This window comes from Acinetobacter sp. YH01010, assembly GCF_013420775.1.
Taxonomy (GTDB): domain Bacteria; phylum Pseudomonadota; class Gammaproteobacteria; order Pseudomonadales; family Moraxellaceae; genus Acinetobacter; species Acinetobacter amyesii.
This window is the reverse complement of sequence record NZ_VOYF01000005.1, coordinates 109,057-133,863: the sequence shown is the minus strand read 5'-3', so window position 1 is coordinate 133,863 and position 24,807 is coordinate 109,057. Positions and strand designations below refer to the sequence as shown.

Sequence of the window (24,807 nt, the reverse complement as noted above, 5' to 3'; positions counted from 1 at the left end):
ATTTAGCGCAAATTATTTTGCAATTTTCGCTAAAAGGTCTTCTTTACTGAGGTTGCTTGATTCTTCATCACGGCGACCTTTGTACTCAAATGTACCAGCATCCAAACCTTTCTCGCCAATGACAATACGGTGTGGAATACCTGTTAACTCGATATCAGAGAATTTAACACCTGGACGTTCATTACGATCATCTAGAAGAACATCATAACCAGCAGCAGTTAATTCTGCATACAGTGCTTCAGCTGCTTCTAACGTGCGCGGTGATTTATGCGCATTCATTGGCACAATAGCAACTTCGAAAGGAGCAATTGCAGACGGCCAAATAATCCCTTTGTCATCGAAGTTTTGTTCAATTGCAGAAGCAACAACACGGGTTACACCAATACCATAGCAACCCATAGTCACAACGAGAGGTTTGCCGTCTTCACCTAAGACTTTACAGCCAAGTGCTTCAGAGTATTTTTGACCCAACTGGAAGATATGACCAACTTCGATACCACGTTTAATCAAGATTGTACCTTGACCGTCTGGAGAAGGGTCACCTTCAACAACATTACGAAGGTCATAAACTTCGGTGTATTGTGCATCACGTTCCCAGTTTACACCTACAGCATGTTTATCGACTTGGTTTGCACCAGCAACAAAGTCTGAAAGTACAGACGCTGCACGGTCAACAATAACTGTAATGCCTTTTTCGGTTAAGCCTTGAGGGCCACAGAAACCAGCCGTTAAACCTAAGTCAGCCAATTGTGCTTCAGTTGCAAAGGCCAATGGAGCAGCAATTAATGGGTGTTTTTCAGCTTTAATTTCATTCAGTTCATGGTCGCCACGTAGGAATAAGGCAACCACTGGCGCAGCTTTACCTTCTTCAGCAACACCTTGAACCAACAATGCTTTTACAGATTGAGCAGGTTTTGATTTAAGGAATTCAGAAACATCAGCTATGGTTTTTTGATTTGGTGTATCAATAATTTCAAGTGCTTTAGTCGGAGCAGCACGTTCACCAACTAGTACGGCTTCAGCCATTTCTACGTTAGCAGCATAATCTGACTCTGTAGAGAATGCGATGTCATCTTCACCGCTAGAAGCAAGTACGTGGAATTCATGAGAACCCGAACCACCAATTGAACCTGTATCCGCTTGAACTGGACGGAAATTTAAACCTAAACGCGTGAAAATCTTGCAGTAAGCTGCATACATGTTGTTATAGGTTTCTTGTAAAGAGGCTTGGTCAACATGGAAAGAATAGGCATCTTTCATGATGAATTCACGTGAACGCATCACACCGAAACGAGGGCGGATTTCGTCACGGAATTTGGTTTGTACTTGGTAGAAGTTTGCAGGCAATTGCTTATAGCTTTTCAACTCATTGCGAGCAAGATCTGTAATCACTTCTTCATGTGTAGGGCCAAGTACAAAGTCATTGTTATGACGGTCTTTAAAACGTAAAAGTTCTGGACCATATTGTACGAAACGACCTGATTCTTCCCATAAAGATGCAGGTTGAGTGACAGGCATCAGGACTTGAAGTGAACCAGCACGATCCATCTCTTCGCGGATAATCGCTTCAACTTTATTTAATACGCGAACGCCCATCGGCAGCCAAGTGTATAAACCTGAAGCCAATTTACGAATCATCCCGGCACGAAGCATAAGCTGATGTGAAATAACTTCAGCATCGTTTGGGGTTTCTCTTAACGTTGCAAATAAAAAGCGACTCGCGCGCATGGAAACTGTCCTAAAAAATTAAGCGTTAAAGTGGAGAGTATACAATAAAAAATGAGGTGAACATTTTCCAAAGTCACCTCATTTTAGATTTTGTCATTATGACATGATTTTTTTGGCCTGACGTGCAAGGAAGTTTCGGAAATCATCCAAATAGGTAAAAATCACTGGAACAACCACGAGTGTCAGTAAGGTAGAGGTAATCACACCACCAATCACGGCATGTGCCATTGGCGCGCTTTGTTCACCGCCTTCACCCAGACCAAGTGCAAGCGGAACCATACCCATCACCATTGCGCTGGTGGTCATTAAAATGGGGCGTAAACGGGTTTTACCTGCTTCAATAATCGCTTCATAACGATTTACCCCATGATCCATGGCTTTTTTAATAAAGTCGATGAGTAGAATTGCGTTCTTTGTCACCAAGCCCATGAGCATAATAATCCCGATAATGGAAAAGAGGTTCATGGTTGAATTAAATAAGAATAGGGCTAAGAACACCCCAATCAATGATAAGGGCAATGACGCCATAATGGCTGCAGGGTGAATGAAGCTATTAAATTGTGAACCCAAAACAATATAAATAAACACAATAGAGAGCGTAATCGCTGTCATTGCATAACCCGCTGATTCAGCCATATCTTTATTGGCACCTTGCGTGACAAAACTATAACCCGGTGGCAAGTCGAAATTTTTCTCAATCTCATTGATTTCGGCTCCAATATCACCCGCGGGACGACCTGCCGTGTTGGCTTCAACCATCACTTCACGTGCCAGATCACGACGGTTAATTTGTGAAGCACCCAATGTTTCTTCAAAGCTAGCCACACTTGCCAATGGAACCAAGATAGGTAAGCCTGTGGCATCGGTTTTTTGCGATGTGATGTACATGCTTTGAATGTCTGTTGGTAGTCGACGCTGATCTTCAGTGAGACGTAAATTTACATCATAGGTTTCGCCTTTATCATCCTTCCACGTTGTTACATTATCCCCCGCAAGAAGAGGGCGTAACACATTGGCGATCTGATTGACGGATAAACCTAAATCACTGGCTAAAACGCGATTGATATGTACACCTAGCGTCGGTTTAGGTTCTTTAAGCGAGCTTTCTAAGTCGACAATACCTTCGACTTTGGCAACTTCAACCAAGAATCGATCTGAAATGCGTTGTAACTCATCTAAGTCTGGGCCTTTAATCGAGATCATGACCGGCTTTTGACCGCCCGAAACTGTTTCATCAGCTGAGGCAATCGAGGTAATAGTAATTCCTGCCACATGTTTTAAACGGGTACGGAATTCATTGTTGAGATCCGTTAAGGTTTGACTACGCTCTGTACGTGGTGAAACGGTGACACGAATGCTGGCATGGTTTTTACCGCGATCAGTGGCACTATTAATGGCACCATAAGTGGCTTTGACTTCTGGATGCTGGCGAATGATACGATCGACTTGCTTAAGCTTCGCCTGTGAATATTCAAGGGTTGCATCAACGGGTGTTTCAAATTTGATCCGAATTTCACCTTTGTCTGGTACCGGTACAAATTCGGTTCCGATCAGTTTGGATAAACCCAATGCACCAAATAATGATGCGACGGCGATTAAAAGGGTGATGAGACGGAACTTTAAAGCAAGCTTGAGTAATTTTTCATAATGATGGCTTAAGTTATCGAGCTTGCCCGAAATCCAGTTAAAAAAGCGTTTGATTTTGCCGGGCTTTTTATTTGGATCGTGGCGTTCTGCCCAGTGAGCAGACAACATCGGGTCAAGGGTGAAACTCACAAACATCGAAATCAGTACAGCGGTACTAACGGTTACACCGAATTGATAGAAGAAACGCCCAATAATACCGCCCATAAATGCCACAGGTAAAAATACCGCGACAATGGTCAAGGTCGTGGCCAATACAGCTAAACCAATTTCTTTCGTGCCGTCGAGTGCGGCGGTGACATGGTCTTTGCCCATATCGGCATGGCGGACAATATTTTCACGAACCACAATGGCATCATCAATGAGTAGACCGATACTCAGCGAGAGAGCCAGTAGGGTCATCATGTTGATGGTAAAACCAAAAATCCAAACAAAGGTGAGGGTGCCCAGTAGCGAAATCGGTAGGGTTAAACCTGTAATAGCTGTCGAACGAAATGAACCGAGAAATAGCAAAACAATGAAGACTGCAAGTACAGCACCTTCAATAATGGTACGTGCCACATCTTTAATGCTGCCACGAATACCTTTAGATGAATCAACCACAATTTCTGCCGTCGTGCCTTGTGGTAATTGCTGTTGAATTTTACTTAAAGTTTTACGGGTATTATCAACCACCTCAATCACATTAGAGTCCGAACTTCGCAGAATGTCGACAGCAACGGCTGTTTTACCATTCAGATAGGCACTCGACTCCATTTCGGCTTGGCTATCTTCTATCTCGGCAATTTGTTTGAGATAAATCGGCGCGCCATTTTTATTGGCAACCACTAAATCTCCAAAAGAATTTGGGTGAATAACCCGAGATTTAATTTCGACCACCAATTCTGAGTTCTTTTGTTTTAAGGTTCCTCCCGGAACTTCAATATTTTCAGATTTTAGGGTGTTTATAACTTGATCGATCCCAATCCCGAAACTTTGTAATTTTTGCGGATTTACTTGTATTCGAATTTGTCGCTGCGCATCGCCCAATAAATTGACCGTACCTACACCGGGAACTGTTCTGAGCTGTGGCACAATCCGTTGATTGAGATAGGAACTCAAATCACGTAAAGACATGTCCTTTGATTCAAAAACAATCGACATAATCGCACTGGCAGTAGGGTCGTAGCGTTCTACAATGGGGTCATCAATTTCATCACGAAATTGTGCGGTTACCGGTGCAATTTTATCTCGAATATCCTGTGCAGCTACAGAGGATGAGACGTCTAGATTAAATTCGACAATGACCGTGGATAAACCTTCACTGGACTGTGAAATGACTTGCTTAAGGCCTGAAATGGTATTGATTTGATCTTCAAGTTTCTTGGTGATCTCAGATTCGACAGACTCAGGAGAAGCACCCGGATAGTTGGTGTAGACCACAACAAAAGGGAAGTCGACATCAGGAAACTCTTCAACGCCCATACGCTGCCAAGAAGCGAGTCCTAGCACCATCAGACAGAACATCATCATGATGGTGAAAACAGGATATTTCACACTAATTCGGGTTAACCACATAACAACTGTCCTGCCTTATTCTTTTAATTTTGGCTGATACTTACATCTTGTTTGATATCTGAATCATTAAATTTAATTCGGCTGATCAGATCACTATTTTGTAAGCCCTGAACAATCGCGGTGTTATTGCTATAACTCTGATTCAAAATTTGTACAGGCACTTTGGCAATTTTATTTTGACGTATGACCCAGACATAAGGTTGGTCTTTTAGACTTTGAATGGAATCGAGTGGAATTTTTTGGCCTGAAATATTATCTGTACCTAAAATGTGACCTTCGACAAAAGCACCAATACTTAATGATGTAATGGTTTCATTTGGGGCTGCAAAAAAATCAATTTGGCGACTTGCTTGATCAGCAATCGGTGAAATCCGACTGATTTGTGCAGTGAGTAAATTGCTATTGCCTTGGATGTTATATTCAATTTTTTGTCCAATTTTCAGTACAGCTTGCTGATCACTTGGTAATTTGGCTTGAATTTCCAATTGGTCTGGATTGACGATTTCAAAAAGGGTTTGTCCCGCAGCAACCGTTTGTCCCGGTTCAACATCACGTTTGGTAATCACGCCTTGGATAGGGCTATAAATGGTGCCGTCTTGATTGGCTTTACGTGCAATATCGACATTGGCTTGTTGGGCGCGAACATTTTCCAGTTGAGCTTGGTAATCGACACGACTTTGTTCAAACTCTACTTTGGAAATAAAGCCTTGATTTAGCAAACGCTGTTTGCGCTCCATCATCAGTTTGGCTTGATTGGCTTGAGCTTGTGTGGATGCGAGGTTCGCTTGTGATTGAGCAAGACGTGCTGCGTTGTCTTGATTATTTAAATGCACCAACACTTGGCCTTTGCTGACACGTTGTCCGACCTCTGCATTAACATTGGTTGCAGTCGCAGTGACTTGGGCTTGAATACTGCTCTGATTGACTGCCCGAATGGTGCCTGTAAAGGCTGTTTTTGAAATGGCGTTGCCTTGTTCGATCGTCACCAGATCTTGTTGAATCAATTCAATCTTATTTTCTGGTTTTACACTTTGCTGCGGATCTTCTTTTTGACATGCAGCCAAAGTCAGGCTTATGCAAAGCAGGCTAAGCTTTAAAAAAGGGGATGATTGCTGTGCAGATTGCATAATGGTCCTTATATCAGCGGTCTACAAAAGCAATTGAATAACAAGTTTATTCCATCGCTTTTAAACGCGTAATAATTCTGTCGTATTCAGCTTCTGTATTTCGATAGCGAGTTTGTAACGATTGAATGTATTCTTTTTTCGCTACCATATTTTTTTGATTATTATCCAACATTGTTTTTAATTTTGCCGGAACGGTTTCACCTTTTCGAAAATGTTCACGTTCTTGGCGAACAAATAATACACGATCATTTTGTAATTGTTTTAATTGTTCTTGTTCAAACACGATCTGTTTACGTATACCCGTCAGTGCATCACGCTTTTTAATGGCCGCAGTTCGGCTATTGGTATAGGCTTTTTTAAGTTTGATATCTGATGCTTGCTGACGTGCTTGGGCAGCACGCTGAGGAGCTTGTCTAACGTCCGCTTCAGCATTGTAGGGGCGGTTACGTTTAATCACTTGCATATTTTGATCAAGTGCTTCATAACCATAGCGGATGTGATTTGGTGTCACATTGGTACTGATGTTTGCTATGCCTTTACTGTCATAGTAACGATACCAAGTCGCCTTTTGTGGTTGCTGCGTATTGGTTGGTGCAGCAAATAAAAGCGGGGTATAAGCCAGTAAACAAGTCGTCAGAATGACTTTTTTTGAGAAATGTTTAAGGCCAATCAAGTGAATTTTTTTTGTAAACGGACTCAACCTTGTACTCCCCAGTTTAAAGTTGACTAAATTACTTATTTTAAAGTAATAATCTTGCTATAATATGCTTAATTAAGACAATTAAATACTATTCCAAGTTAAAAAAAAATCGTTGGTCATCGGAAAGTGTGAAGCAGTTAATAAAAACAAGAAATCTTGTGTGTTTGCGCAGAAAATGTTCATTGAAAACGCAAGTAAAGATATGTTAAAAATGTTCACAACTTGTAAATAATAATGCTGCTAACTTAATTGTTTGTACATCCTCAATGGGTAGGGTCAATAAATGGACGATAAATTCCAAAATCTAAAAGTCATGGTAATTGATGATTCAAAAACCATTCGTCGTACGGCCGAAACGCTGCTTCAGCGTGAAGGATGTGAAGTAGTCACTGCTGTAGATGGTTTTGAAGCACTTTCAAAAATTGCAGATGCGAATCCAGATATCGTATTTGTCGATATAATGATGCCACGTCTTGATGGCTATCAAACTTGTGCCCTGATTAAAAACTCTCAAAATTATCAAAATATTCCTGTGATTATGCTTTCAAGTAAAGATGGTTTATTTGATCAGGCGAAGGGTCGTGTTGTAGGTTCTGATGAATACTTGACTAAGCCATTCAGTAAAGATGAATTGCTGAATGCAATCCGTAATCACGTTACAGCTTAATTAGATTTTTTATTTTTTGGGGAAAAAGCATGGCACGTATCCTAATCGTTGATGATTCACCAACAGAAACTTTCCGTTTTAAAGAAATTTTAGGTAAACACGGATTTGAAGTGATTGAAGCTTCAAATGGGGCAGATGGGGTGACAATGGCTCAAGCTGAGTTACCAGACTTGGTCTTAATGGATGTGGTAATGCCGGGTGTGAATGGTTTCCAAGCAACACGTCAAATTGCACGTGGTGCGACCACCAAGCATATCCCGATTGTCATTGTAAGTACCAAAGATCAGGCAACTGACCGTGTTTGGGGTAAACGCCAGGGTGCTTCTGATTATCTAACTAAACCTGTAGACGAAAAACAATTAATTGATGTGATTAAGCAACACCTCAATGCAGGATAAAGCTCTATGGCAGCAAATGGATTTATCGAATTACTTCGAATCGCAAAACGAGGAAACAAAAACTACGTTTCCACTGAAAATGAAGTAAACCGATGGTCAGGCATTGCTTTTGAGATGATGGGGCAATATTACGTTGCTCCTTTAGGTGAAGTAGCTGAAGTGATCTACCCACCAAAATATACGCCAGTTCCCAACACCCAACCTTGGGTGATGGGACTAGCCAATATTCGGGGACGCTTACTTTCTTTGTCTGACCTAGCACAATATATAACCGGTCATCGAAGTAGTTTTTCACCCACTCAAAAAGTTTTATGTATTAGTCATAATGACCATTATGTCGGTTTGGTAGTCGATCAAGTTTTGGGTATTCAACACTTTAATAAGAAAAGTTATTTTTCTAAACATAATGAGTTGGATCGAAATTTACAGGAATATTGTCAGGGGTATTTCCACCAGCATAACCAGCAGTGGAATGTATTTCTCTTCAGTCGTTTACTGCAAAATCCAAAATACATGAACGCATCTATAAAATTTATAAATTAATTGTCGCGCACGAACGAAAGAAGGCGTAATCGGGGAGAAGCTGAATGGGCTTTAAACTTAAAAAGAAAAATACGGGTGAAAGCACCAGTGGTCGTAAAGGCGGTAATGCTTTTCTGGCAAAACTGCAATCACAGACAGATCAATTATCTCGAGTTTTTGGTGATAGTGAAAAATCCAAACCATTTATTTATGGTGCGATTAGCTCATTAGTACTGGCAACGATCATTTTATTATACCTATTCTATAGCGTTCCTCGCGGTAACCAATTAACGCAAAGTTTGGGTGAACTCCGTCTTCTTTCGCAAACAATTTCGCGTCAAGCAACTGAGGCAACTGCTTCAGGTACTGAAGATGCAATGAAAAAATTAATTGCCTCTCAAGATTCGTTCAAAGAAAACTTAGAAACAGTAAAAGATATTCATGCAAATACCGATGCGTTGAAATCTGTAGATACGCAGTGGACTGAAGTTTCAAAAAGTATTGACTTGATTACCTCGCAACAAAAAATCATTAACAAGTTATATGACACGAACATCGCGATTGGTGAAACCATTCCGGGGATTCAGGCGGAATATAACCTGATGGTCGACCAAATGGCGCGTCAAGACATGCCTTCGAACCAGGTGGTTATTGCGAAAAACCAAGTATTGATTGCGGAACGTATTTTACGTTCGATCAGTTCGGTGCTTTCAGGTTCTGATAGCTCACGTGAGTCTGCGGATGACTTCAGTGCCGATACGGAAACCTTCGGTTTGTACTTAAATGCTCAATTGGACGGTAGTGCAGAGCTCGGTGTACAGCGTATTGAAAGCCCTGAATTACGTGAATCACTTGAAGGTATTAAAGCCGAATATGACGACGTATTAAAATCAGCTTCAGCGACGATTTTGAAAAACTCAACGCAAATTGTGAACGTACGTAAAGCATCTTCACAAATTTTTGCTGAGTCAGACAATTTGTTGGGTAATTTAAATCAATTGTCTTCTAACACTGGTCTGAAAACCATTTTACCTGCGGTACTGTTGATTCTTGCATTAACAGCCTTCTTGATCTGTGTATTCAAACTTCTTTCTTTACGTGGTCAATCGGATAAATTCCGTGTAACCCGTCTTCAAGAAGAATATGACCGTAACCAGAACGCGATTTTACGTTTACTCGATGAAATTGCCGATCTTGCAGACGGTGACTTGCGTTCGTATGCGACGGTATCTGAAGACTTTACCGGTGCGATTGCCGACTCGATTAACTTCGCAATCGACCAATTACGTGACCTTGTATCGCGTATTACAGAAACTTCTCAAGAAGTTGCACAATATACGGCGAATACGCAGGGTATTACCAACCAGCTTGCAGAAGCATCTGAGCATCAGGCGCAAGAGATTGCTGGTGCATCTGCCGCGATTAACGAAATGGCAATGTCGATTGACCAAGTATCTTCGAACGCTGAAGAATCAGCTGTCGTAGCAGAACGTTCAGTACAAATTGCTGCAAACGGTGCAGATGTTGTAAACCGTTCAATTGAAGGTATGGACACGATTCGTGAGCAGATTCAAGAAACTTCAAAACGTATTAAACGTTTGGGTGAGTCTTCTCAAGAGATTGGTAACATTGTCGCACTGATTAACGATATTGCCGACCAAACGAACATCTTGGCATTAAACGCAGCAATTCAGGCGTCGATGGCGGGTGAAGCAGGTCGTGGTTTCGCCGTGGTAGCGGATGAGGTACAGCGTCTTGCGGAACGTTCAGCGTCTGCAACCAAACAGATTGAAGGCTTGGTAAAAACCATTCAAACGGATACTAACGAAGCCGTAATTTCAATGGAACAAACGACTTCGGAAGTTGTACGTGGTGCGAACTTGTCTAAGGATGCCGGCGTAGCACTGGATGAAATTCAGTCTGTATCGGGTAACTTGGCGAAACTGATTGCAAACATTTCGGATGCTGCAAAACTTCAGTCTGCTTCAGCAGGTCATATTGCGACAACGATGAACGTTGTACAAGAAATTACCTCGCAAACCACCAGTGCAACATTTGATACTGCACGTTCGGTATCTGAATTGGCGAACATGGCTGAATCATTACGTGAATCTGTATCTGACTTTAAACTCCCAGAGTAAGTCAGGCGCAAACCTGCAGTACCTTAGCTACGGTTAGGGTACTGCACCGATTACAGATAACACATCGATAAGGTGAACTTAACGTCACAGTTAAGTCTTAGGTGATGGTTACAATTAAGTTTGAGCAACCTTCTTGGTGGCAAAACATAAGAAGCCTTAGCTATGAAAGAAATATTAAAAAATTTAGTTGAAACAACTACGCTTCCTGAAGATAGTTATCTTGATCAAGATGCAGAAATTTTAGAGATTTTTGTTGAAGAAATAGAAGAGATCTTTGAAGAGCTGGCGGGTTTATTTACAACTTGGTTGGAAAATCCACAAGATAAAGACACTTTAACGACGATTCGTCGTCATTTCCATACCCTGAAAGGTTCAGGTCGTATGGTCGGGGCAAAATCGGCGGGTGAATCTGCATGGGCAGTTGAAGATACGCTGAACCGTGTTATTGCGGGTTCAGTACAGTTAACGCCGACCGTTCAAAAGTTTGCACAAACAGTTTTAAATGTTTATCAATATAAGCTCTATCCACGGTTTAAAAATGTTGCCGAATTAGATGTTGACTTACGTCCATTGGTTTTAATGGGGCAACAATTACAACAAAATATCAGCCTTGAGCCTGCACTCGAAGAATTATTAAAACTGGCAGATCAATTAAAATCTGAAGATGGTGTCACTGGTTTAGAGCTGACTGAAGTTGAAACTACAGAACATGTGGAAGTAGTTGAAAGCACGATCGATGCAGTGGCCGAATCAGAAACAAATCTTGAGCAAGTGGATGCAGATGCATCACTGGTCGAAGAGACTGTGAGCATTTTTATTGAAGAAGCTGAAGAACATCTACAAACGATTGATCAGTTCCTCCAATCTGATGATAGTAAATCACAAGACTATAATGGCTTGATTCGCGCGCTACACACCTTACGTGGTAGTTCGTCGATGGCACAAATCGAAGAGATTTTTGAAGCCAGTTCAAAAGTTGAAAATTTATTCAAAACCTTATTGCAAGACGAAATCGTATCGAGCTCGAAAGAAACTGCTTTATTGATTCAATATGCTGAATTTGTTCGTGATTATTTACACGTGCTCCGTTCAGGGGATAAGGCAAATCTTGCGTCTATTTATGAAACCTTCAAAGCCGCTTGGGATGATTATGGTTTTGCAAGCCAAGATCAATTGGCGCCTGAAGATAATCCGCAAGGTTTGGTTTCTAAACTAATCGAATTAAATATTGATCAGTTATTAGATGCTGAATTTGAGTTTGATAAACGTGCTCTAGCTGAATTCCCAGACTATATTCAACAGCTCAGTCAACAAGCTTTAGAGTTGATTGAACATACGGATAATCGTGCGTCTGTTGGTATCCATGATTTCACGACTCAAATGCGTGCAGCGTATCAGTCTTTAATTGAAAAGCCTGAATTGCTCCATGCTGATTATGGATATGAGTTATTTGCACAAGCGCATCAAGAATTCATTCACTTATTTGACACCTTAGCTGCGGGTCAGCGTGTGGTGTTAAGTGAAGAGGTTCAGCGTTTCTTAAATGAGCTAGCTGCATTTGTTCAACAAGACATTGAAGCAGTTGCAGCAACGACTACACAAGAAGCCAATATCGTTGCCGAACCTGTTGCCACTGCAGAAGATAAAGCCGCTGTTCCAAATACAACAGCAGTAGACTTTGCACAATTAAGTCAGCGTATCCAACTTGATCATCAACAGATGCAAGCGGCGGATGCGAATAATGACTTTGATGAAGATCTTTTAGGGATCTTTATTGAAGAGGCAGAAGAATTATTGGTGGGGATTGACCAAGACCTCAGTACTTGGACACGTGATAAGACCAATACTTCAGCTTTGAATAATTTAATGCGTTATTTGCATACCCTAAAAGGTGGTGCAAATATGATTGCCGCGTCTCATGTGGGTTTAATTTCGCATGAATTGGAGTCAATTTATGAGCGCATTATTCGTCAGCAAATTTCGATTACTCCTGCGTTAATTCAAATTATTCGCTTGGTGCAGGATGATATTTCAGATCGTATTCAAACCATTCGTGACCAAGGGATCGACTACCCAGCGAATAATGTGATCGATATTCTAAGGAATATTCAGTCAATTGTGGCAGGAGAACATTCAGAACCTGTTGCATTGGCTTCGGCTCCTATTTTAGCTGAAACTGAACAAGCAGCAGTAGAACCAGATGTATCGGTGTCAGAGCCGATGAATGTTGTTGAAGACACAGCAGAAGCAGTGGTTGAAGCTCAAACGACTGCTCACACTGAGTCCGCTGTTGAACATCTTGAACATGCGGTTGCTGATCATGTTGAGCATCCAGATGATGATCTACGTTCTGTCATGGAAGAAACCTTCCTTGAAGAGTCTGAGGAAATTCTTGAACAAGCCGTTCAATTATTAAATCAATGGACTGAACAACGTAGTGACCGTAACGTATTGCTTCAATTACAACGTGCTGCCCACAGTATTAAGGGTGGTGCGCGTATGGTTGAAAATGAACCTGTTGCCGCAATTGCGTATCAACTTGAGACGACGTTTGAGCATTTCGCGGTTCATCATTTCAACTCAAATGCATATGACGGCTTACTCAAAACGACGTTGGCATGGTTAAAAGAAGCGATCTTCAACCACGACTATAGTAATTTTGACAGCATCAAATTGAGCTTAGAGTCCATTCAATATGTGGATGTTACGGTTCAACTGCCAAACCGTGTTGCAGAATTGGAACAAGGTATCGTCAGCAAAGGCTTTGAATTTATTCAAGGTGATGGTGTTGAACCGCCATCGATGTTGGGTGAGTGGACTGAAGCCAATTCTTCTGATAACAGCAATGAGATGATTCGTATCTCGGCTGATCTCGTCGAGAAGATGATTGACTTATCAGGCGAAAACTCGATTAACCGTTCACGTATTGAAATGGACTTAGGTCAGCTAGGCAATACCTTGAATGAAATGGAGTTAGCAATTAAGCGACTTGCTGACCAGTTACGTCGAATGGATGGTGAGCTTGAGTCACAAATTATTGCCAAACATGGTTCTGAAAATTCACGCTATGCGGATTTCGACCCATTGGAGATGGACCAATATTCATCGATTAACCAATTGTCAAAATCTCTAGCCGAATCTGCGTCGGATTTGGTTGACTTCAAGAGTACTTTGGCAGAAAAAATCCGTGATGCGGAAGGTCTGTTATTACAACAATCACGTATTCAGTCAGAAATTCAAGAAAGTCTGATGCGTACCCGTTTGGTGCCATTTGATCGTTTGTTACCACGTTTACAACGTATTGTGCGTCAAACCTCTTCGACCTTGAACCGTCCTGCAGAATTGATTGTTCAAAATACAGAAGGTGAATTGGACCGTACGATCTTAGAGCGTTTGGTGACACCATTTGAACATATGCTGCGTAATGCGGTCGACCATGGTTTAGAAGATACTGCTGACCGTTTGGCTTTAAAAAAGCCAGAAGTAGGTAGCATCGTCTTGAACATTAGTCGTCAGGGTACTGATGTACTGGTGTCTTTCAGTGATGATGGTAAAGGGATTGATGAAACCAAAATTAAAGACAAAGCCTTAAAACTTGGTTTAATCAAAGCGGATCAGTTCCTCGATAAACAAGAAATCTTGCAATTGATCTTCCATCCAGGTTTCTCAACGGCACAATCGGTAACGCAAATTTCGGGTCGTGGTGTTGGTCTGGATGTGGTGCAAAGTGAAATTAAAGCCTTGGGTGGTCATGTTTCCGTTGAGTCTGAGTTAGGTAAAGGGACGACCTTTACCATTCGTGTACCAACCACAGTAGCGGTCAGCGATGCCTTGATGGTGAAAGCGGGCGATCAGCAATATGCGATTTCATTAGCGCAAATTGAACGTATTGTCCGTATTGCACCTACGGCACTCGAAACTTACTTCAATAGTAAGGATGACGTGTTTAAAATTGACAACACCAATTACAAACTACGTTATCTATCAGAGTTTGTGGGTAATCAGCCAATTCCACGTTTAAATAATGTCGGCCATTCATTGCCTGTATTGCTAATAAAAGGCAACAGTGGTCAAACCATTGCTTTATTGGTAGATCAGCTGGTGGGTTCACGTTCTCAAATCGTGGTGAAACCAATTGGTCAACAATTTACCAGTGTGGCCGCGATTGCAGGTGCCACGATTCTAGGTGATGGTCATGTATGTTTGATTTTGGATGGGCAAAATATTGCACGTCAAATTCAAACTACGCAGCGTGTTAAACATTCAGCTGAACAGCGTGATTTGGGCCGTCAATCCAATGCACGTCGTTTAGTGATGATTGTCGATGACTCGGTGACAGTACGTAAGGTGACTTCACGCTTACTTGAACGTCAAGGTTATGACATCGTGACCGCGAAAGATGGTGTAGATGCAATTGAGCAGCTTGAAAATGTCCGTCCAGACTTGATGCTACTCGATATTGAAATGCCACGTATGGATGGTTTCGAAGTGACAAACTTAGTCCGTCACCACGACATTCACCGTGACTTGCCAATCATTATGATTACATCGCGTACTGGTGAAAAACATCGTGAGCGTGCATTTAGCTTAGGTGTGACTCACTATATGGGTAAACCATTCCAAGAAGCTGAATTGCTTGCCAATATTGAAGCTTTAATTGCAGAAAAGCAGGGGTAATTTATGAGCCAAAACACTGTTTCTCAGGTTGTCAGCGATAAAATTGATCAGCAGGAACTGCAACATCTCATTACGGTTTCTACCGGTTTTATCGATGCGTATATCATCGATTGTCATGGTAAAGAGCCAATGTTGTTGCCACAAAATATTGTGCTTTCAGCGCTCGATAGTGCAACCAAGGTTCCTTTTGTTGAATGGCATGAATTGAAATTGCCTGTTTTCTCGGTCAATGATCCTGCAAAAAATCAGGGCGTGGCTTTGGTGATTGAAGGCGATGATGTTGGACAGCGTTTTGCACTGATGTGTAATGAAATGCCGAAAACCATTCGTCTGCGTATTTCTGAAGTGGTTGATGAAGAAAAAACCGTGAAAGACGCCAATATTTTCCAATATGTACGCATGGCCGATCAGGTATTTCATATTCCAAATTTAGCCAATATTCAAAACAGCATTGGGCTTCAAGCGGCTTAGTATTTGTAAAAACGAGATATAAAAAAGGAACTCCATTGAGTTCCTTTTTTTGACTATGTGGGGAATATTTAAGCCAACAGGTTTTCTAAAATCTTTTCGTAAATTTCAGAAAGTGGTTCCAACTCTGCCACATTGACGTGTTCATTGATTTGGTGAATCGTGGCATTTAAAACACCCAGCTCAAGCACCTGTGCACCTGTAGGCGCAATGAATCGACCATCAGAAGTACCACCACTGGTCGAAAGTTCAGTTTCTGTCCCAGTAACATCTCGAATGGCATCACGTGCGGCATTCACTAACTCACCGACTGGGGTTAGGAATGGAAGACCAGATAACGTCCAAGAGATGTCATATTCAACACCATGACGATCTAAAATTTCCAAGGTACGTGCTTTGAGTTCATCTGCCGTTACTTCTGTTGAATAACGGAAATTAAACAGTAAATTCATCGTGCCCGGAACAACGTTGGTTGCACCTGTGCCGGCATTAATATTGGAAATTTGGAACGACGTTGCAGGGAAGTATTCGTTACCATTGTCCCACACGGTATCGCAAAGCTCAGCCAATGCTTTTGAAGCTGTATGGATTGGGTTGATTGCTAGATGTGGGTAAGCAACGTGACCTTGTTTACCTTTAACTGTTAAATTGGCATTTAGCGAACCACGACGACCATTTTTAACAATATCGCCAAGTGTGTTGGTGCTTGAAGGTTCACCCACCAAACACCAAGTCATTTTTTCATTACGCGCTTCTAAAGTTTCAACAACTTTGACTGTCCCATTGATCGAAGGACCTTCTTCGTCAGAGGTAATGAGAAATGCAATAGAACCTTTATGGTTTGGATGTTTCGCAACAAAACGTTCGGAAGCAACAACCATAGCTGCCAACGCGGTTTTCATATCTGCGCTGCCACGACCATATAGTTTTCCGTCGCGAATTTCAGGAAGAAATGGGTCAGAACCCCATGCATCCAAGTTACCCGTAGGTACTACATCCGTATGACCTGCAAAGCAAAATACTGGTGCTTCAGTCCCTTTACGTGCCCAAAGATTATCTACATCATCAAAACGCATATTTTCAATGTTAAAGCCAATTTTGGCTAAACGATCCGCCATAATGTTCTGGCAGGTATGGTCAATCGGTGTCACCGACGGTTGGCGAAGTAGTTCTAGGCTGAGATCAAGAGTTGCTGTTGAGGTCATGCTAAATACAGAAGTCAAAAATGTCGCAATATAATAGGCGAATCAACAAGCGAAGGGAAATTTAGACGTAAAAAACCCTATTAAAAAAATAGGGCTCTTTTATAAATTCTTGGGAAAGAAATTAATTGCGGCGAATTTCTTCCGAAGTTTTCTCAGCAGTATTGGTTACAGCATCTCCAGCTTTAGATACGTCTTTACCAACACCTTTTACTGTATTACAACCTGTCAGTACGAAAGCAACCATAAGTGATGCAGCTAAAATTTTTTTCATTGAATGTAATCTCCATTATGAAAGAATAATTTTTAGAAGACTAAATTATTCTGTTGTGAGATTTAGATTAAAAAATAGCCGTATCAAACAGTAGGTGGTTTTTACGGTGGTTGAGTAAATAAATGTAAATTTCTACTAAATGGTGCATTGAGTCTTAAATTGTTTGCGGCAAAACCAAGCGTGGCTGTCTATACATATAATAGCTTTCATCACTGTCTTTTTTATATAAACCATCTGTCCACCAATGTGCGGTTGCACTCGTCGGTTGCTGCTGCACGCAGATCCATTCATGTCGTTGTAGGCGATAATAGCCTTGACTCGTAGATGGAATGACATGTCCCCATTGACCTATTCTACGCGCAGGATTGACCCAGTTTGGCAATGCGTTGGTACGCTGAATAGGTAAATATAATTGGCCCTTTAAAACGCAATAGCGCTGTTGAATCTGCTGCCCAAGTGCTTCATCAAATTGGAATTGTTTTTGGGTAAAATGATTAAGCTTACGAGCCAAAGTATCACTACGATTTAAGCCATACCAATAGGGTAATTGAAAATCGCGCTCGGCTAGATAATATTTTAAAGCCACTTCCCAATGTTCAACTTTACCACTTTCGGTATTTTTTAAAACAAAATCCAGTTCACCAACTGTACGAGGGCCGTCAATTTTTTGAATGCTATGTCCGAGTAACTGGTATGGATGGTATGGGTGATCGAGCAGCCAAAACCATATAAACATTTCGAAACGTAAACCAAGGCGAGTACTTTTTAATTTTTGTAAAAATTCTACTAATTCACTTGGGTGTTGTTCGAGTTGTTTTAAACGGGGAAGATAGGCTTCAAAATATTTATGCCAAAGCTCGTTTGGATGAAAATGAAAGGGATAGCGGATTTCGAGTTCATTGGGAATTTGCTGCAGAATATTTGGGCTAGCAATACAGAAAGCCAATTGGCGAACTAAGGGCTGTTTAAATTGCAACCATGGCTCAAAATAAGACGACATTGTCGGGGCTACAGCCATATTGAAACCTTTTGAATAATGCAGAATAACAACGGATATTTGTTAAAAACATCTTATACTACCTGAATTGAAAGTTCAGGGTAGCGGTATGAAGACGTTGTTTTGGCGAAGCTTAGTGGTTGTCTTTGTCATTTTAGGCTTTATAGGGGCTTTATTGCCGGGAATGCCCACGACAGTCTTCTTAATATTAGCGGCATGGGCGGCTTCAAAAGGTTGGCCTCAAATGGATGCGTGGTTGTTGAATCATCCTAAATATGGGCCAACCTTGCGTGCTTGGCGCGAAAATGGCACCGTCCCCCGCAAAGCAAAATGGTTCGCATCAATCATGATGTTGGTGAGTGGTCTGATTATGCTTTTTACTTCTGCACCGATTGCCGTCAAGATATTCACTGACTTAACCATGTTGATCGTTGGCATTTGGTTATGGACACGACCTGAGCCAAATCAGATACGGACTATTGAAACATCGCCGCAGACACAACCAGTAGATAAAGATAAGCAGAAAGAGCAAGAGCATGTCTGAATATACCCAAGATCAAGCCGATATCCTGATTAACTTGAAAGATCAAACTTTAACTTTGCCGAAGCTCAATAAGTTTTATCTAATTTCATCGGGTAAAAATGGCATTGGTGAACAAGAAAATAGTGGTAAGACTCCACGTGGTTGGCATCAAATTGCGGAAAAGTTTGGTGGACAACAACCTCAAAATGCAGTTTTTAAAGCACGTCAGTGGACAGGTGAGGTTTACGACGAGCAACTTGCCGCATTACATCCTGAGCGGGATTGGATTTTATCTCGAATATTGTGGCTCAGTGGTTTGGAACCCGGCTTTAATGTGGGTGAGGGCTGTGATACTTATCAACGTTATATTTATATTCATGGCACACCAGATACTGAACCAATGGGTATACCTATGTCACATGGTTGTATTCGCATGCGAAACAGCGATGTTGTAGAACTTTATCAATTGATTCCATTAAATGCGCTGGTTTACATCACTGAACATTGAACACGTCGTTAAAAGCACAAGCCATGAAAACCGAAGTTCATGGCATCAAAACAAAGATTTGAAAAATTAAAGTGAGTTTGAAAGGCGTTTTTTTGTCAGGACTTTTGTCAGGACTAATGCTCGCAAACCAACAGAAAATCGTGTTTGAATGTATTTTGTACACTAGGTTGTTTTAGAATGCCGGATGTGTGGTGAATTAATCGTCGGTTTGCTGAATGATTAGTTATGAGTCCATCTGAAAAACTGTTTTTTATGTGAATGATGCAGAATATAAGTCATATTTTTAGTAATAAATTTACAGGTTTATAGCTAAAAAATGTTCAAAAATACTGATTTTTCCGTAATATAACTTATTTTTTAATCACTCAAACAGAAAAAGTGGAAAAGAGTTAGAAAAGCGTTTGACAGACCGTGAGGATTCTCTATAATGCACCTCATCAAACGATGAACATGTTTTGAAAAGGGCGCTTAGCTCAGTTGGTAGAGCGTCTGCCTTACAAGCAGAATGTCGGCGGTTCGATCCCGTCAGCGCCCACCAAACCTTTTCAACGTTAAGATATTTAGAGTGCAGCGGTAGTTCAGTTGGTTAGAATACCGGCCTGTCACGCCGGGGGTCGCGGGTTCGAGTCCCGTCCGCTGCGCCACTTTAAATCTTAATTCGTTTGAACCACAATAGCGACATTGTGTAAGTGCAGCGGTAGTTCAGTTGGTTAGAATACCGGCCTGTCACGCCGGGGGTCGCGGGTTCGAGTCCCGTCCGCTGCGCCATTTACATGATAGACCTTTTGAGGGCGCTTAGCTCAGTTGGTAGAGCGTCTGCCTTACAAGCAGAATGTCGGCGGTTCGATCCCGTCAGCGCCCACCATATTTTTTGCGATGCAGCGGTAGTTCAGTTGGTTAGAATACCGGCCTGTCACGCCGGGGGTCGCGGGTTCGAGTCCCGTCCGCTGCGCCATTTCAAAGAATATAATTGTTGTACCCTTTGAGGGCGCTTAGCTCAGTTGGTAGAGCGTCTGCCTTACAAGCAGAATGTCGGCGGTTCGATCCCGTCAGCGCCCACCATATCTTTATGATATTGGTTGTGTTTCGAAAGAAACTACGTGATGCAGCGGTAGTTCAGTTGGTTAGAATACCGGCCTGTCACGCCGGGGGTCGCGGGTTCGAGTCCCGTCCGCTGCGCCATTTATCTTAAAAATCTCTGTTCAAGAGAATGCCTTTAGAAAAAATCTTTGATTTTTCTCTTGCGCTCAGACAAAGCTTCGCTTTGTTACTCTTCGCTCAGGGCGCTTAGCTCAGTTGGTAGAGCGTCTGCCTTACAAGCAGAATGTCGGCGGTTCGATCCCGTCAGCGCCCACCATATTCTTCTATAGAAACTTCTTTCTCCAAAAGCTTGCCTAAATTTTCTGATTTACATAGAATCCGCTCTATAATAATTTTAATATTGTATGTGATCTATGAGAAATCCATATCAGCGCAAGGCAGCGTCTAAAACTCAAACTACAAATTACAATCCTCAAGAAACCTATAAGCAATTTATTGAAAATATGGTCGCTCAAGGTGGCGTGATTGCGTTATATCAAGATGGTTGGGCACTTTGTGCGACACCTACAGGTCAACGTTCCTTCGCCATTTGGCAAAATCGTGGCTTAGCGCGTTTATTAATTAAAGACAATTGGTCCAATTATGAAATTCAGGAAATTTCATTAAAAGACTTTATCGAAAAAGTCATTCCGTTTTTACGTAGCGAGAGCACTACAGTATCTTTAGATTTGACCCCAGAAGGGCAAAATATTTTGGTTGCACCTGAAAAGATGCTGTTAGATATTAAAAATTATTTATATCAAGTCTACCAGCAGCGCCCAGAAATTTTTGAAAACCTTAAAATTCCTTTGCCACGTAGCATTCGTTTAAATTAATGGTTTATTTACAACATAAAAAAGCCCTTGTTTACTGATTAAACAAGGGCTTTTTTTAATATTCGTTAAGTACAAAACCGCTCAAAAAGGCAAAATATTCACGTAGCCAAGAGTTGTAGCGGATGTACAGCGGTGTAGGCGCTGCAATGGTATACACCTGTGTATAGCCTAGCTTTTGTGCAATTGCTTTTGCACGTGGGAGATGAAAATCACTACTGGCAATCGCAATGGGGGCATCAAGCGAAATCTGATGTCGTTTTAAAATCATTTTACTGTTAATCAGATTGAATTCTGTACTGGTACTTCTGCTTTCTTCATATATGCGTGCAGCTGAAATGTCATAGTGTTGAAGTAAATAGCGTTTCATGACAGAAGATTCGGTCATTTTTTCATTAAAGCCTAAACCACCCGTCATGATCATAATTGTATTGGGCTGTTTCAAGGCATACGGTGCTGCGGCATCGAGACGCGCCTTTAAGGTCGGAGAGGGTTGACCATTTTCAATGCCACTGCCCAAAACGATGATGGCTTGGATGGAAGTAAATGGCTTGGATTGCTGGCTATTGAAGTGTAAATACGCAAAAAACAGTAAAAGGCTCAATAGCCAAAGCCAAAACAACCACCATGCCGCACGCCAGAGCCTTTTGAGCTTAGGGTATTGATCTAAAATATTGTGGATTTGCGTTGCAAATAGTCCTGATAAAAGAAAAATACACCCAATGACTAAGGGTAAAAGGATGCCTAAATGAATTTTATCTAATGTAAGCAACCAAATGGCATCTACACAGAGCAGCAAGCCTACACAAAGCAGTAGTATTCTTTTCATTCAAAAAATTAAAGCAGTATCCGTATTTGGCCTAAGTATAGCGAAAAAAAAACCAGACACGAGGTCTGGTTTTTAGTTGGGACTATTTATGAGTAAACATCTTATTAGTAAACATCACGACGGTAACGTCCAGCTTGACGCAGTTCAGCAACAACATCTTCATCTAATATATCAATCAGTGCGTAGTCAACGTCCGTTGCCATACCGTTGATACTACCGCAAACGTAGATCACGGCACCTTGTTCTACCCATGATTTTAGTAAGGTCGCATGGTCACGTAGCTCATGATGCACATAGCGTTTCTCCGCTTGATCACGAGAGAAGGTGAGGTCTATGCGTTGAACTAAGCCTGTGTTTTGCCATGCTTCAATGATGTCTTGATAGAAGAAATCATGTGCGCGTTGACGCTCACCAAAAATCAGCCAGTTTTGCGTATAGTCTTGACGAACGCGTGCATGTAAAAGACTGAGTAAACCTGCAATACCTGTACCGTTACCAATACAAATCACAGGACGATTATCTGCAATCAGATGGAATGATTCATTGGTACGAATACGCAGTTGTAGTGTGCTGTTGATCGCTGCATGTTGTGTTAACCAACCAGAGCCTAAACCAAGCTCACCATCCGCATTGGACTGCTGACGTACCACTAAGCGTAATACTTGCTGACTTGGAATACTGGCAATGGAGTATTCACGAGTTGGAAGCGGTGGAAGCTGTTCAAGCAAATGATCAAGGTTGGCAAATGGTTCAACATCCGTATTTAGGTTACGATCCCATAATGCATCTTCAATACGTTGCTGAGTAGAATCAACCACTTGCTGACTTTGTATTTGGTACTTTTGCATGAAGTTTGCAATACGTTCAGCACTATTACCTGGTTGAATCTCTGCAATATCACCCGCTTGCCAATTGGCTTCATGTTGCGGTTTTAACTCAATATTAAATGCAGGTGCACCTAAACTGTTCGGGTTGAGTAAATCACGTTTGGTCAATGTCCATGCATCAAAAGTTTTTTCAATTTGCATGTGCTGAAGTTCAAGTTTAGTCGCTTTGGCTAAAGCGCTATTCCATGCTTGAATGGCTTGGGTGTCGCCATTATTGACTTCAATTGTGTCAAACAGGGGCTTCGCAGCATTACTCTGCATCCAACGATGAATCGCATGACCAAAGCTACAGAAAGTATCCGGATATTCTTCAGAACCTAAAGCTAATACGGCAAACTGAACATGACTCAAATTGAGGCGTTGTGTCATCAGTTTACGTTCAAAGCTTGAAGCGAGGTCAGGTGCTTCGCCAGTGCCATAAGTACTTGCAACAAATAAAACCTGAGAGGCTTGAGTTAAGTCATCTGCTGAAAGTTGCTGAACAGGTTTCACTGTTACAGGCTGACGAGCCTCTTGTAAGCTTGTTGCTGTACGCCATGCCAATTGTTCAGACAGACCTGTTTGTGATGCATAGCAAATTAACCAAGGCTGTGCATTGGGATCGATGGCAACAGGTGCTAAGCTTTGACGGGCTTGCTGTGTGAGTTTTTTCTGTTTACGACGTTTGAGATAGAGCATCCATCCTGTGACAAAGAACAGCGGCATCATGAGGGATGCAATAACCACAAAGAACTGATAAATCGGTCCGAAGAAACTACCACGATGCACAGGTAACATGCTGGTCATGATTTTTTCATTCAACTTTTTATCTTCGTATAAATCGATATCGGTGAGTGCATCGGTTTTGTAGTTATAAGTCGCTTTGTTGCGAGCACGCTCATGTTGAGGGATGGCATCCACAAAGTTAATTTCTAATTCACCATTGGCTTTTTTCGGAATATTAAAAGTGACACTTGAGTATTCACGACCAATATTTTGATTAAAGCCGTTCCAACTGTGCGTAAGAGCAATATTCACTTGTTCTGGTTTTAGACCACGTTTTTCTCCGCGACCTTCAGCACCATGTTTGTTTTCTTGAGCGCCGTGTTCTGAGGGACCTGACCTTGCAGGATTTCTTTCAGAACGTGTTTGGTGTTCACCACGAGTTTGTTCTGTCTCAGTGGCATGTTTTTCACCACCTTGCTTTGCACCTGCCTGTTCAGTAGGGTGCCCATTGGTTTTTTGACCTTCTTGTAACTGGGGCTGTGGACGTTCAACGCCCATGACCTTAAACATGCCATTACGCCACCAGTCATAAGACCAATACAAACCTGTACATGCCAAAATCAGATAGAAAATAATCACCCATGTGCCGACGACAGCATGTAGATCCCACAGGAAATTACGTCCTTTGAGCTTTGGTTTAACTGCAAGCCATTGTTTTACAGAATGTCTTTTTGGCCAGCGCAGATATAAACCACTCAAGACAAAATAAATTAGCATGAGTGTACATGCGCCCGTAATTTGTTTACCTACAGGGCCAACGGTTAAATTACGGTGTAGTTGCTGTACAAACTGGAAGAATTTTTGACCTTTGATTTCAGGTAAAACTTCGGCTGTATAGGGGTTAACCATCATGTTATAGCCACGACGAGCACCTTCTTTGACAATATTCACGGTACTTGAGGCGGTAGCATCTGAGGCAATAGAGATGCTGTTAATTTTCATGTCAGGATCAGACTGACTAAAGTGCTGATAAAGCTCAGCAGGGGTTAGTTTGGGCTGCTGTTGAGCCTGAACCACATAGCTATCCTGATTGATTGCTTTAAGTATTTGCTGTTCATAGGAATAAATGGCACCTGTAACCCCCATGAGCGAGAGTATTAAGCCGGCACTAATCCCCAAGAACCAGTGAATCTGGAAAAGGGTTTTCTTAAACATGATGGATTTAATATTGATAAAAGGTTGCTGAATTGCGACGAATTATAAACGATGATGTAGTAGAGAATGTGGAAAAAGTAAGTAATATTCATTCTCATTATTGTAATTATCAATGATCATTTGAA

17 protein-coding genes, 8 tRNA genes and 2 pseudogenes are annotated in these 24,807 nt (G+C 41.6%); 18 read left to right on the top strand and 9 right to left on the bottom strand.

The features are described from left to right. Positions 1-12: 12 nt before the first annotated feature. The 4 genes from FTT77_RS06420 to FTT77_RS06405 form a co-directional block, all read right to left on the bottom strand. The gene (locus FTT77_RS06420) at positions 13-1,728 is read right to left on the bottom strand and encodes a proline--tRNA ligase (RefSeq protein ID WP_180007525.1); all 1,716 of its coding nucleotides are present in this window, start codon (positions 1,726-1,728) and stop codon (positions 13-15) included. Between the two features lie 96 nt (positions 1,729-1,824). Further along, a complete protein-coding gene (locus FTT77_RS06415) occupies positions 1,825-4,929 on the bottom strand; it encodes an efflux RND transporter permease subunit (protein ID WP_180007526.1) in 3,105 nt (1,034 codons plus the stop codon). A gap of 23 nt (positions 4,930-4,952) precedes the next feature. Then, a complete protein-coding gene (locus tag FTT77_RS06410; protein WP_180048959.1) occupies positions 4,953-6,056 on the bottom strand; it encodes an efflux RND transporter periplasmic adaptor subunit in 1,104 nt (367 codons plus the stop codon). Between the two features lie 46 nt (positions 6,057-6,102). Continuing rightward, the gene (locus FTT77_RS06405) at positions 6,103-6,696 is read right to left on the bottom strand and encodes a hypothetical protein (protein WP_373683064.1); all 594 of its coding nucleotides are present in this window, start codon (positions 6,694-6,696) and stop codon (positions 6,103-6,105) included. A gap of 343 nt (positions 6,697-7,039) precedes the next feature. On the opposite strand from FTT77_RS06405, the gene pilG reads away from it, so the two are divergent. The 7 genes and pseudogenes from pilG to FTT77_RS06375 all read left to right on the top strand — a co-directional run bounded on the left by pilG (position 7,040) and on the right by FTT77_RS06375 (position 15,632). Next, positions 7,040-7,423, top strand: coding sequence for a twitching motility response regulator PilG (pilG, locus tag FTT77_RS06400; RefSeq protein ID WP_078191060.1), 384 nt, complete (start codon positions 7,040-7,042; stop codon positions 7,421-7,423). A gap of 29 nt (positions 7,424-7,452) precedes the next feature. Further along, on the top strand, positions 7,453-7,821 hold the full coding sequence (locus FTT77_RS06395; protein WP_078191059.1) for a response regulator: 369 nt from the start codon (positions 7,453-7,455) through the stop codon (positions 7,819-7,821). A 6-nt stretch (positions 7,822-7,827) separates the two neighbouring features. Next, positions 7,828-8,364 (top strand): chemotaxis protein CheW, encoded by a 537-nt coding sequence (locus FTT77_RS06390; protein WP_078191058.1) that lies wholly within the window; start codon positions 7,828-7,830, stop codon positions 8,362-8,364. 44 nt (positions 8,365-8,408) lie between these two features. Next, the gene (locus tag FTT77_RS06385) at positions 8,409-10,484 is read left to right on the top strand and encodes a methyl-accepting chemotaxis protein (RefSeq protein WP_180109089.1); all 2,076 of its coding nucleotides are present in this window, start codon (positions 8,409-8,411) and stop codon (positions 10,482-10,484) included. A gap of 162 nt (positions 10,485-10,646) precedes the next feature. Further along, positions 10,647-11,178 (top strand): annotated as a pseudogene (locus tag FTT77_RS17585) (Hpt domain-containing protein); the annotation flags it as partial. Between the two features lie 98 nt (positions 11,179-11,276). Next, positions 11,277-15,161, top strand: a pseudogene (locus tag FTT77_RS06380) (Hpt domain-containing protein); the annotation flags it as partial. A 3-nt stretch (positions 15,162-15,164) separates the two neighbouring features. After that, positions 15,165-15,632 (top strand): hypothetical protein, encoded by a 468-nt coding sequence (locus FTT77_RS06375; RefSeq protein WP_168379297.1) that lies wholly within the window; start codon positions 15,165-15,167, stop codon positions 15,630-15,632. A 68-nt stretch (positions 15,633-15,700) separates the two neighbouring features. Here FTT77_RS06375 and dapE read toward each other — a convergent pair whose 3' ends face one another. The 3 genes from dapE to FTT77_RS06360 all read right to left on the bottom strand — a co-directional run bounded on the left by dapE (position 15,701) and on the right by FTT77_RS06360 (position 18,123). Continuing rightward, a complete protein-coding gene (gene dapE, locus FTT77_RS06370) occupies positions 15,701-16,834 on the bottom strand; it encodes a succinyl-diaminopimelate desuccinylase (protein ID WP_180025835.1) in 1,134 nt (377 codons plus the stop codon). Between the two features lie 121 nt (positions 16,835-16,955). Continuing rightward, a complete protein-coding gene (locus FTT77_RS06365; RefSeq protein ID WP_078191053.1) occupies positions 16,956-17,105 on the bottom strand; it encodes an entericidin A/B family lipoprotein in 150 nt (49 codons plus the stop codon). Between the two features lie 154 nt (positions 17,106-17,259). Further along, positions 17,260-18,123: a DUF1853 family protein gene (locus tag FTT77_RS06360; protein ID WP_180048957.1), complete on the bottom strand. Its 864-nt coding sequence runs from the start codon at positions 18,121-18,123 to the stop codon at positions 17,260-17,262. An 88-nt stretch (positions 18,124-18,211) separates the two neighbouring features. Here FTT77_RS06360 and FTT77_RS06355 point away from each other — a divergent pair, with 88 nt between their 5' ends. The 11 genes from FTT77_RS06355 (at position 18,212) to FTT77_RS06305 (ending at position 21,049) form a co-directional block, all read left to right on the top strand. Further along, positions 18,212-18,646 (top strand): YbaN family protein, encoded by a 435-nt coding sequence (locus tag FTT77_RS06355; protein ID WP_180048956.1) that lies wholly within the window; start codon positions 18,212-18,214, stop codon positions 18,644-18,646. Further along, positions 18,639-19,133, top strand: coding sequence for a cell wall-recycling L,D-carboxypeptidase ElsL (gene elsL / locus FTT77_RS06350; RefSeq protein WP_180007533.1), 495 nt, complete (start codon positions 18,639-18,641; stop codon positions 19,131-19,133). Before FTT77_RS06355 ends, elsL begins: the two co-directional genes overlap by 8 nt. Positions 19,134-19,595: 462 nt before the next feature. Next, a tRNA-Val gene (locus FTT77_RS06345) sits at positions 19,596-19,671 on the top strand. A 29-nt stretch (positions 19,672-19,700) separates the two neighbouring features. Further along, positions 19,701-19,777 (top strand) — tRNA-Asp (locus tag FTT77_RS06340). Positions 19,778-19,824: 47 nt separating this feature from the next. Then, positions 19,825-19,901: transfer RNA gene (locus FTT77_RS06335), tRNA-Asp, on the top strand. A gap of 21 nt (positions 19,902-19,922) precedes the next feature. Next, positions 19,923-19,998: transfer RNA gene (locus tag FTT77_RS06330), tRNA-Val, on the top strand. A gap of 13 nt (positions 19,999-20,011) precedes the next feature. Continuing rightward, positions 20,012-20,088: transfer RNA gene (locus tag FTT77_RS06325), tRNA-Asp, on the top strand. A 31-nt stretch (positions 20,089-20,119) separates the two neighbouring features. Then, positions 20,120-20,195 (top strand) — tRNA-Val (locus FTT77_RS06320). Positions 20,196-20,238: 43 nt separating this feature from the next. Further along, positions 20,239-20,315: transfer RNA gene (locus tag FTT77_RS06315), tRNA-Asp, on the top strand. Between the two features lie 99 nt (positions 20,316-20,414). After that, a tRNA-Val gene (locus FTT77_RS06310) sits at positions 20,415-20,490 on the top strand. A 97-nt stretch (positions 20,491-20,587) separates the two neighbouring features. After that, positions 20,588-21,049, top strand: coding sequence for a DUF2750 domain-containing protein (locus FTT77_RS06305; RefSeq protein WP_078191441.1), 462 nt, complete (start codon positions 20,588-20,590; stop codon positions 21,047-21,049). A 55-nt stretch (positions 21,050-21,104) separates the two neighbouring features. Here the strand turns inward: FTT77_RS06305 and FTT77_RS06300 are convergent, their stop codons facing one another. Then, positions 21,105-21,875: a YdcF family protein gene (locus tag FTT77_RS06300; RefSeq protein ID WP_180109087.1), complete on the bottom strand. Its 771-nt coding sequence runs from the start codon at positions 21,873-21,875 to the stop codon at positions 21,105-21,107. A gap of 104 nt (positions 21,876-21,979) precedes the next feature. Further along, the gene (locus FTT77_RS06295; RefSeq protein WP_180109086.1) at positions 21,980-24,682 is read right to left on the bottom strand and encodes a sulfite reductase flavoprotein subunit alpha; all 2,703 of its coding nucleotides are present in this window, start codon (positions 24,680-24,682) and stop codon (positions 21,980-21,982) included. Positions 24,683-24,807: the final 125 nt, after the last annotated feature.

Coding starts and splice junctions, on each gene's coding strand:
- FTT77_RS06420 (WP_180007525.1), bottom strand. CDS start 1,728: ATGCGCGCGAGTCGCTTTTTATTTGCAACGTTAAGAGAAACCCCAAAC.
- FTT77_RS06415 (WP_180007526.1), bottom strand. CDS start 4,929: ATGTGGTTAACCCGAATTAGTGTGAAATATCCTGTTTTCACCATCATG.
- FTT77_RS06410 (WP_180048959.1), bottom strand. CDS start 6,056: ATGCAATCTGCACAGCAATCATCCCCTTTTTTAAAGCTTAGCCTGCTT.
- pilG (WP_078191060.1), top strand. CDS start 7,040: ATGGACGATAAATTCCAAAATCTAAAAGTCATGGTAATTGATGATTCA.
- FTT77_RS06395 (WP_078191059.1), top strand. CDS start 7,453: ATGGCACGTATCCTAATCGTTGATGATTCACCAACAGAAACTTTCCGT.
- FTT77_RS06390 (WP_078191058.1), top strand. CDS start 7,828: ATGGCAGCAAATGGATTTATCGAATTACTTCGAATCGCAAAACGAGGA.
- FTT77_RS06385 (WP_180109089.1), top strand. CDS start 8,409: ATGGGCTTTAAACTTAAAAAGAAAAATACGGGTGAAAGCACCAGTGGT.
- FTT77_RS06375 (WP_168379297.1), top strand. CDS start 15,165: ATGAGCCAAAACACTGTTTCTCAGGTTGTCAGCGATAAAATTGATCAG.
- dapE (WP_180025835.1), bottom strand. CDS start 16,834: ATGACCTCAACAGCAACTCTTGATCTCAGCCTAGAACTACTTCGCCAA.
- FTT77_RS06365 (WP_078191053.1), bottom strand. CDS start 17,105: ATGAAAAAAATTTTAGCTGCATCACTTATGGTTGCTTTCGTACTGACA.
- FTT77_RS06360 (WP_180048957.1), bottom strand. CDS start 18,123: ATGGCTGTAGCCCCGACAATGTCGTCTTATTTTGAGCCATGGTTGCAA.
- FTT77_RS06355 (WP_180048956.1), top strand. CDS start 18,212: ATGAAGACGTTGTTTTGGCGAAGCTTAGTGGTTGTCTTTGTCATTTTA.
- elsL (WP_180007533.1), top strand. CDS start 18,639: ATGTCTGAATATACCCAAGATCAAGCCGATATCCTGATTAACTTGAAA.
- FTT77_RS06305 (WP_078191441.1), top strand. CDS start 20,588: ATGAGAAATCCATATCAGCGCAAGGCAGCGTCTAAAACTCAAACTACA.
- FTT77_RS06300 (WP_180109087.1), bottom strand. CDS start 21,875: ATGAAAAGAATACTACTGCTTTGTGTAGGCTTGCTGCTCTGTGTAGAT.
- FTT77_RS06295 (WP_180109086.1), bottom strand. CDS start 24,682: ATGTTTAAGAAAACCCTTTTCCAGATTCACTGGTTCTTGGGGATTAGT.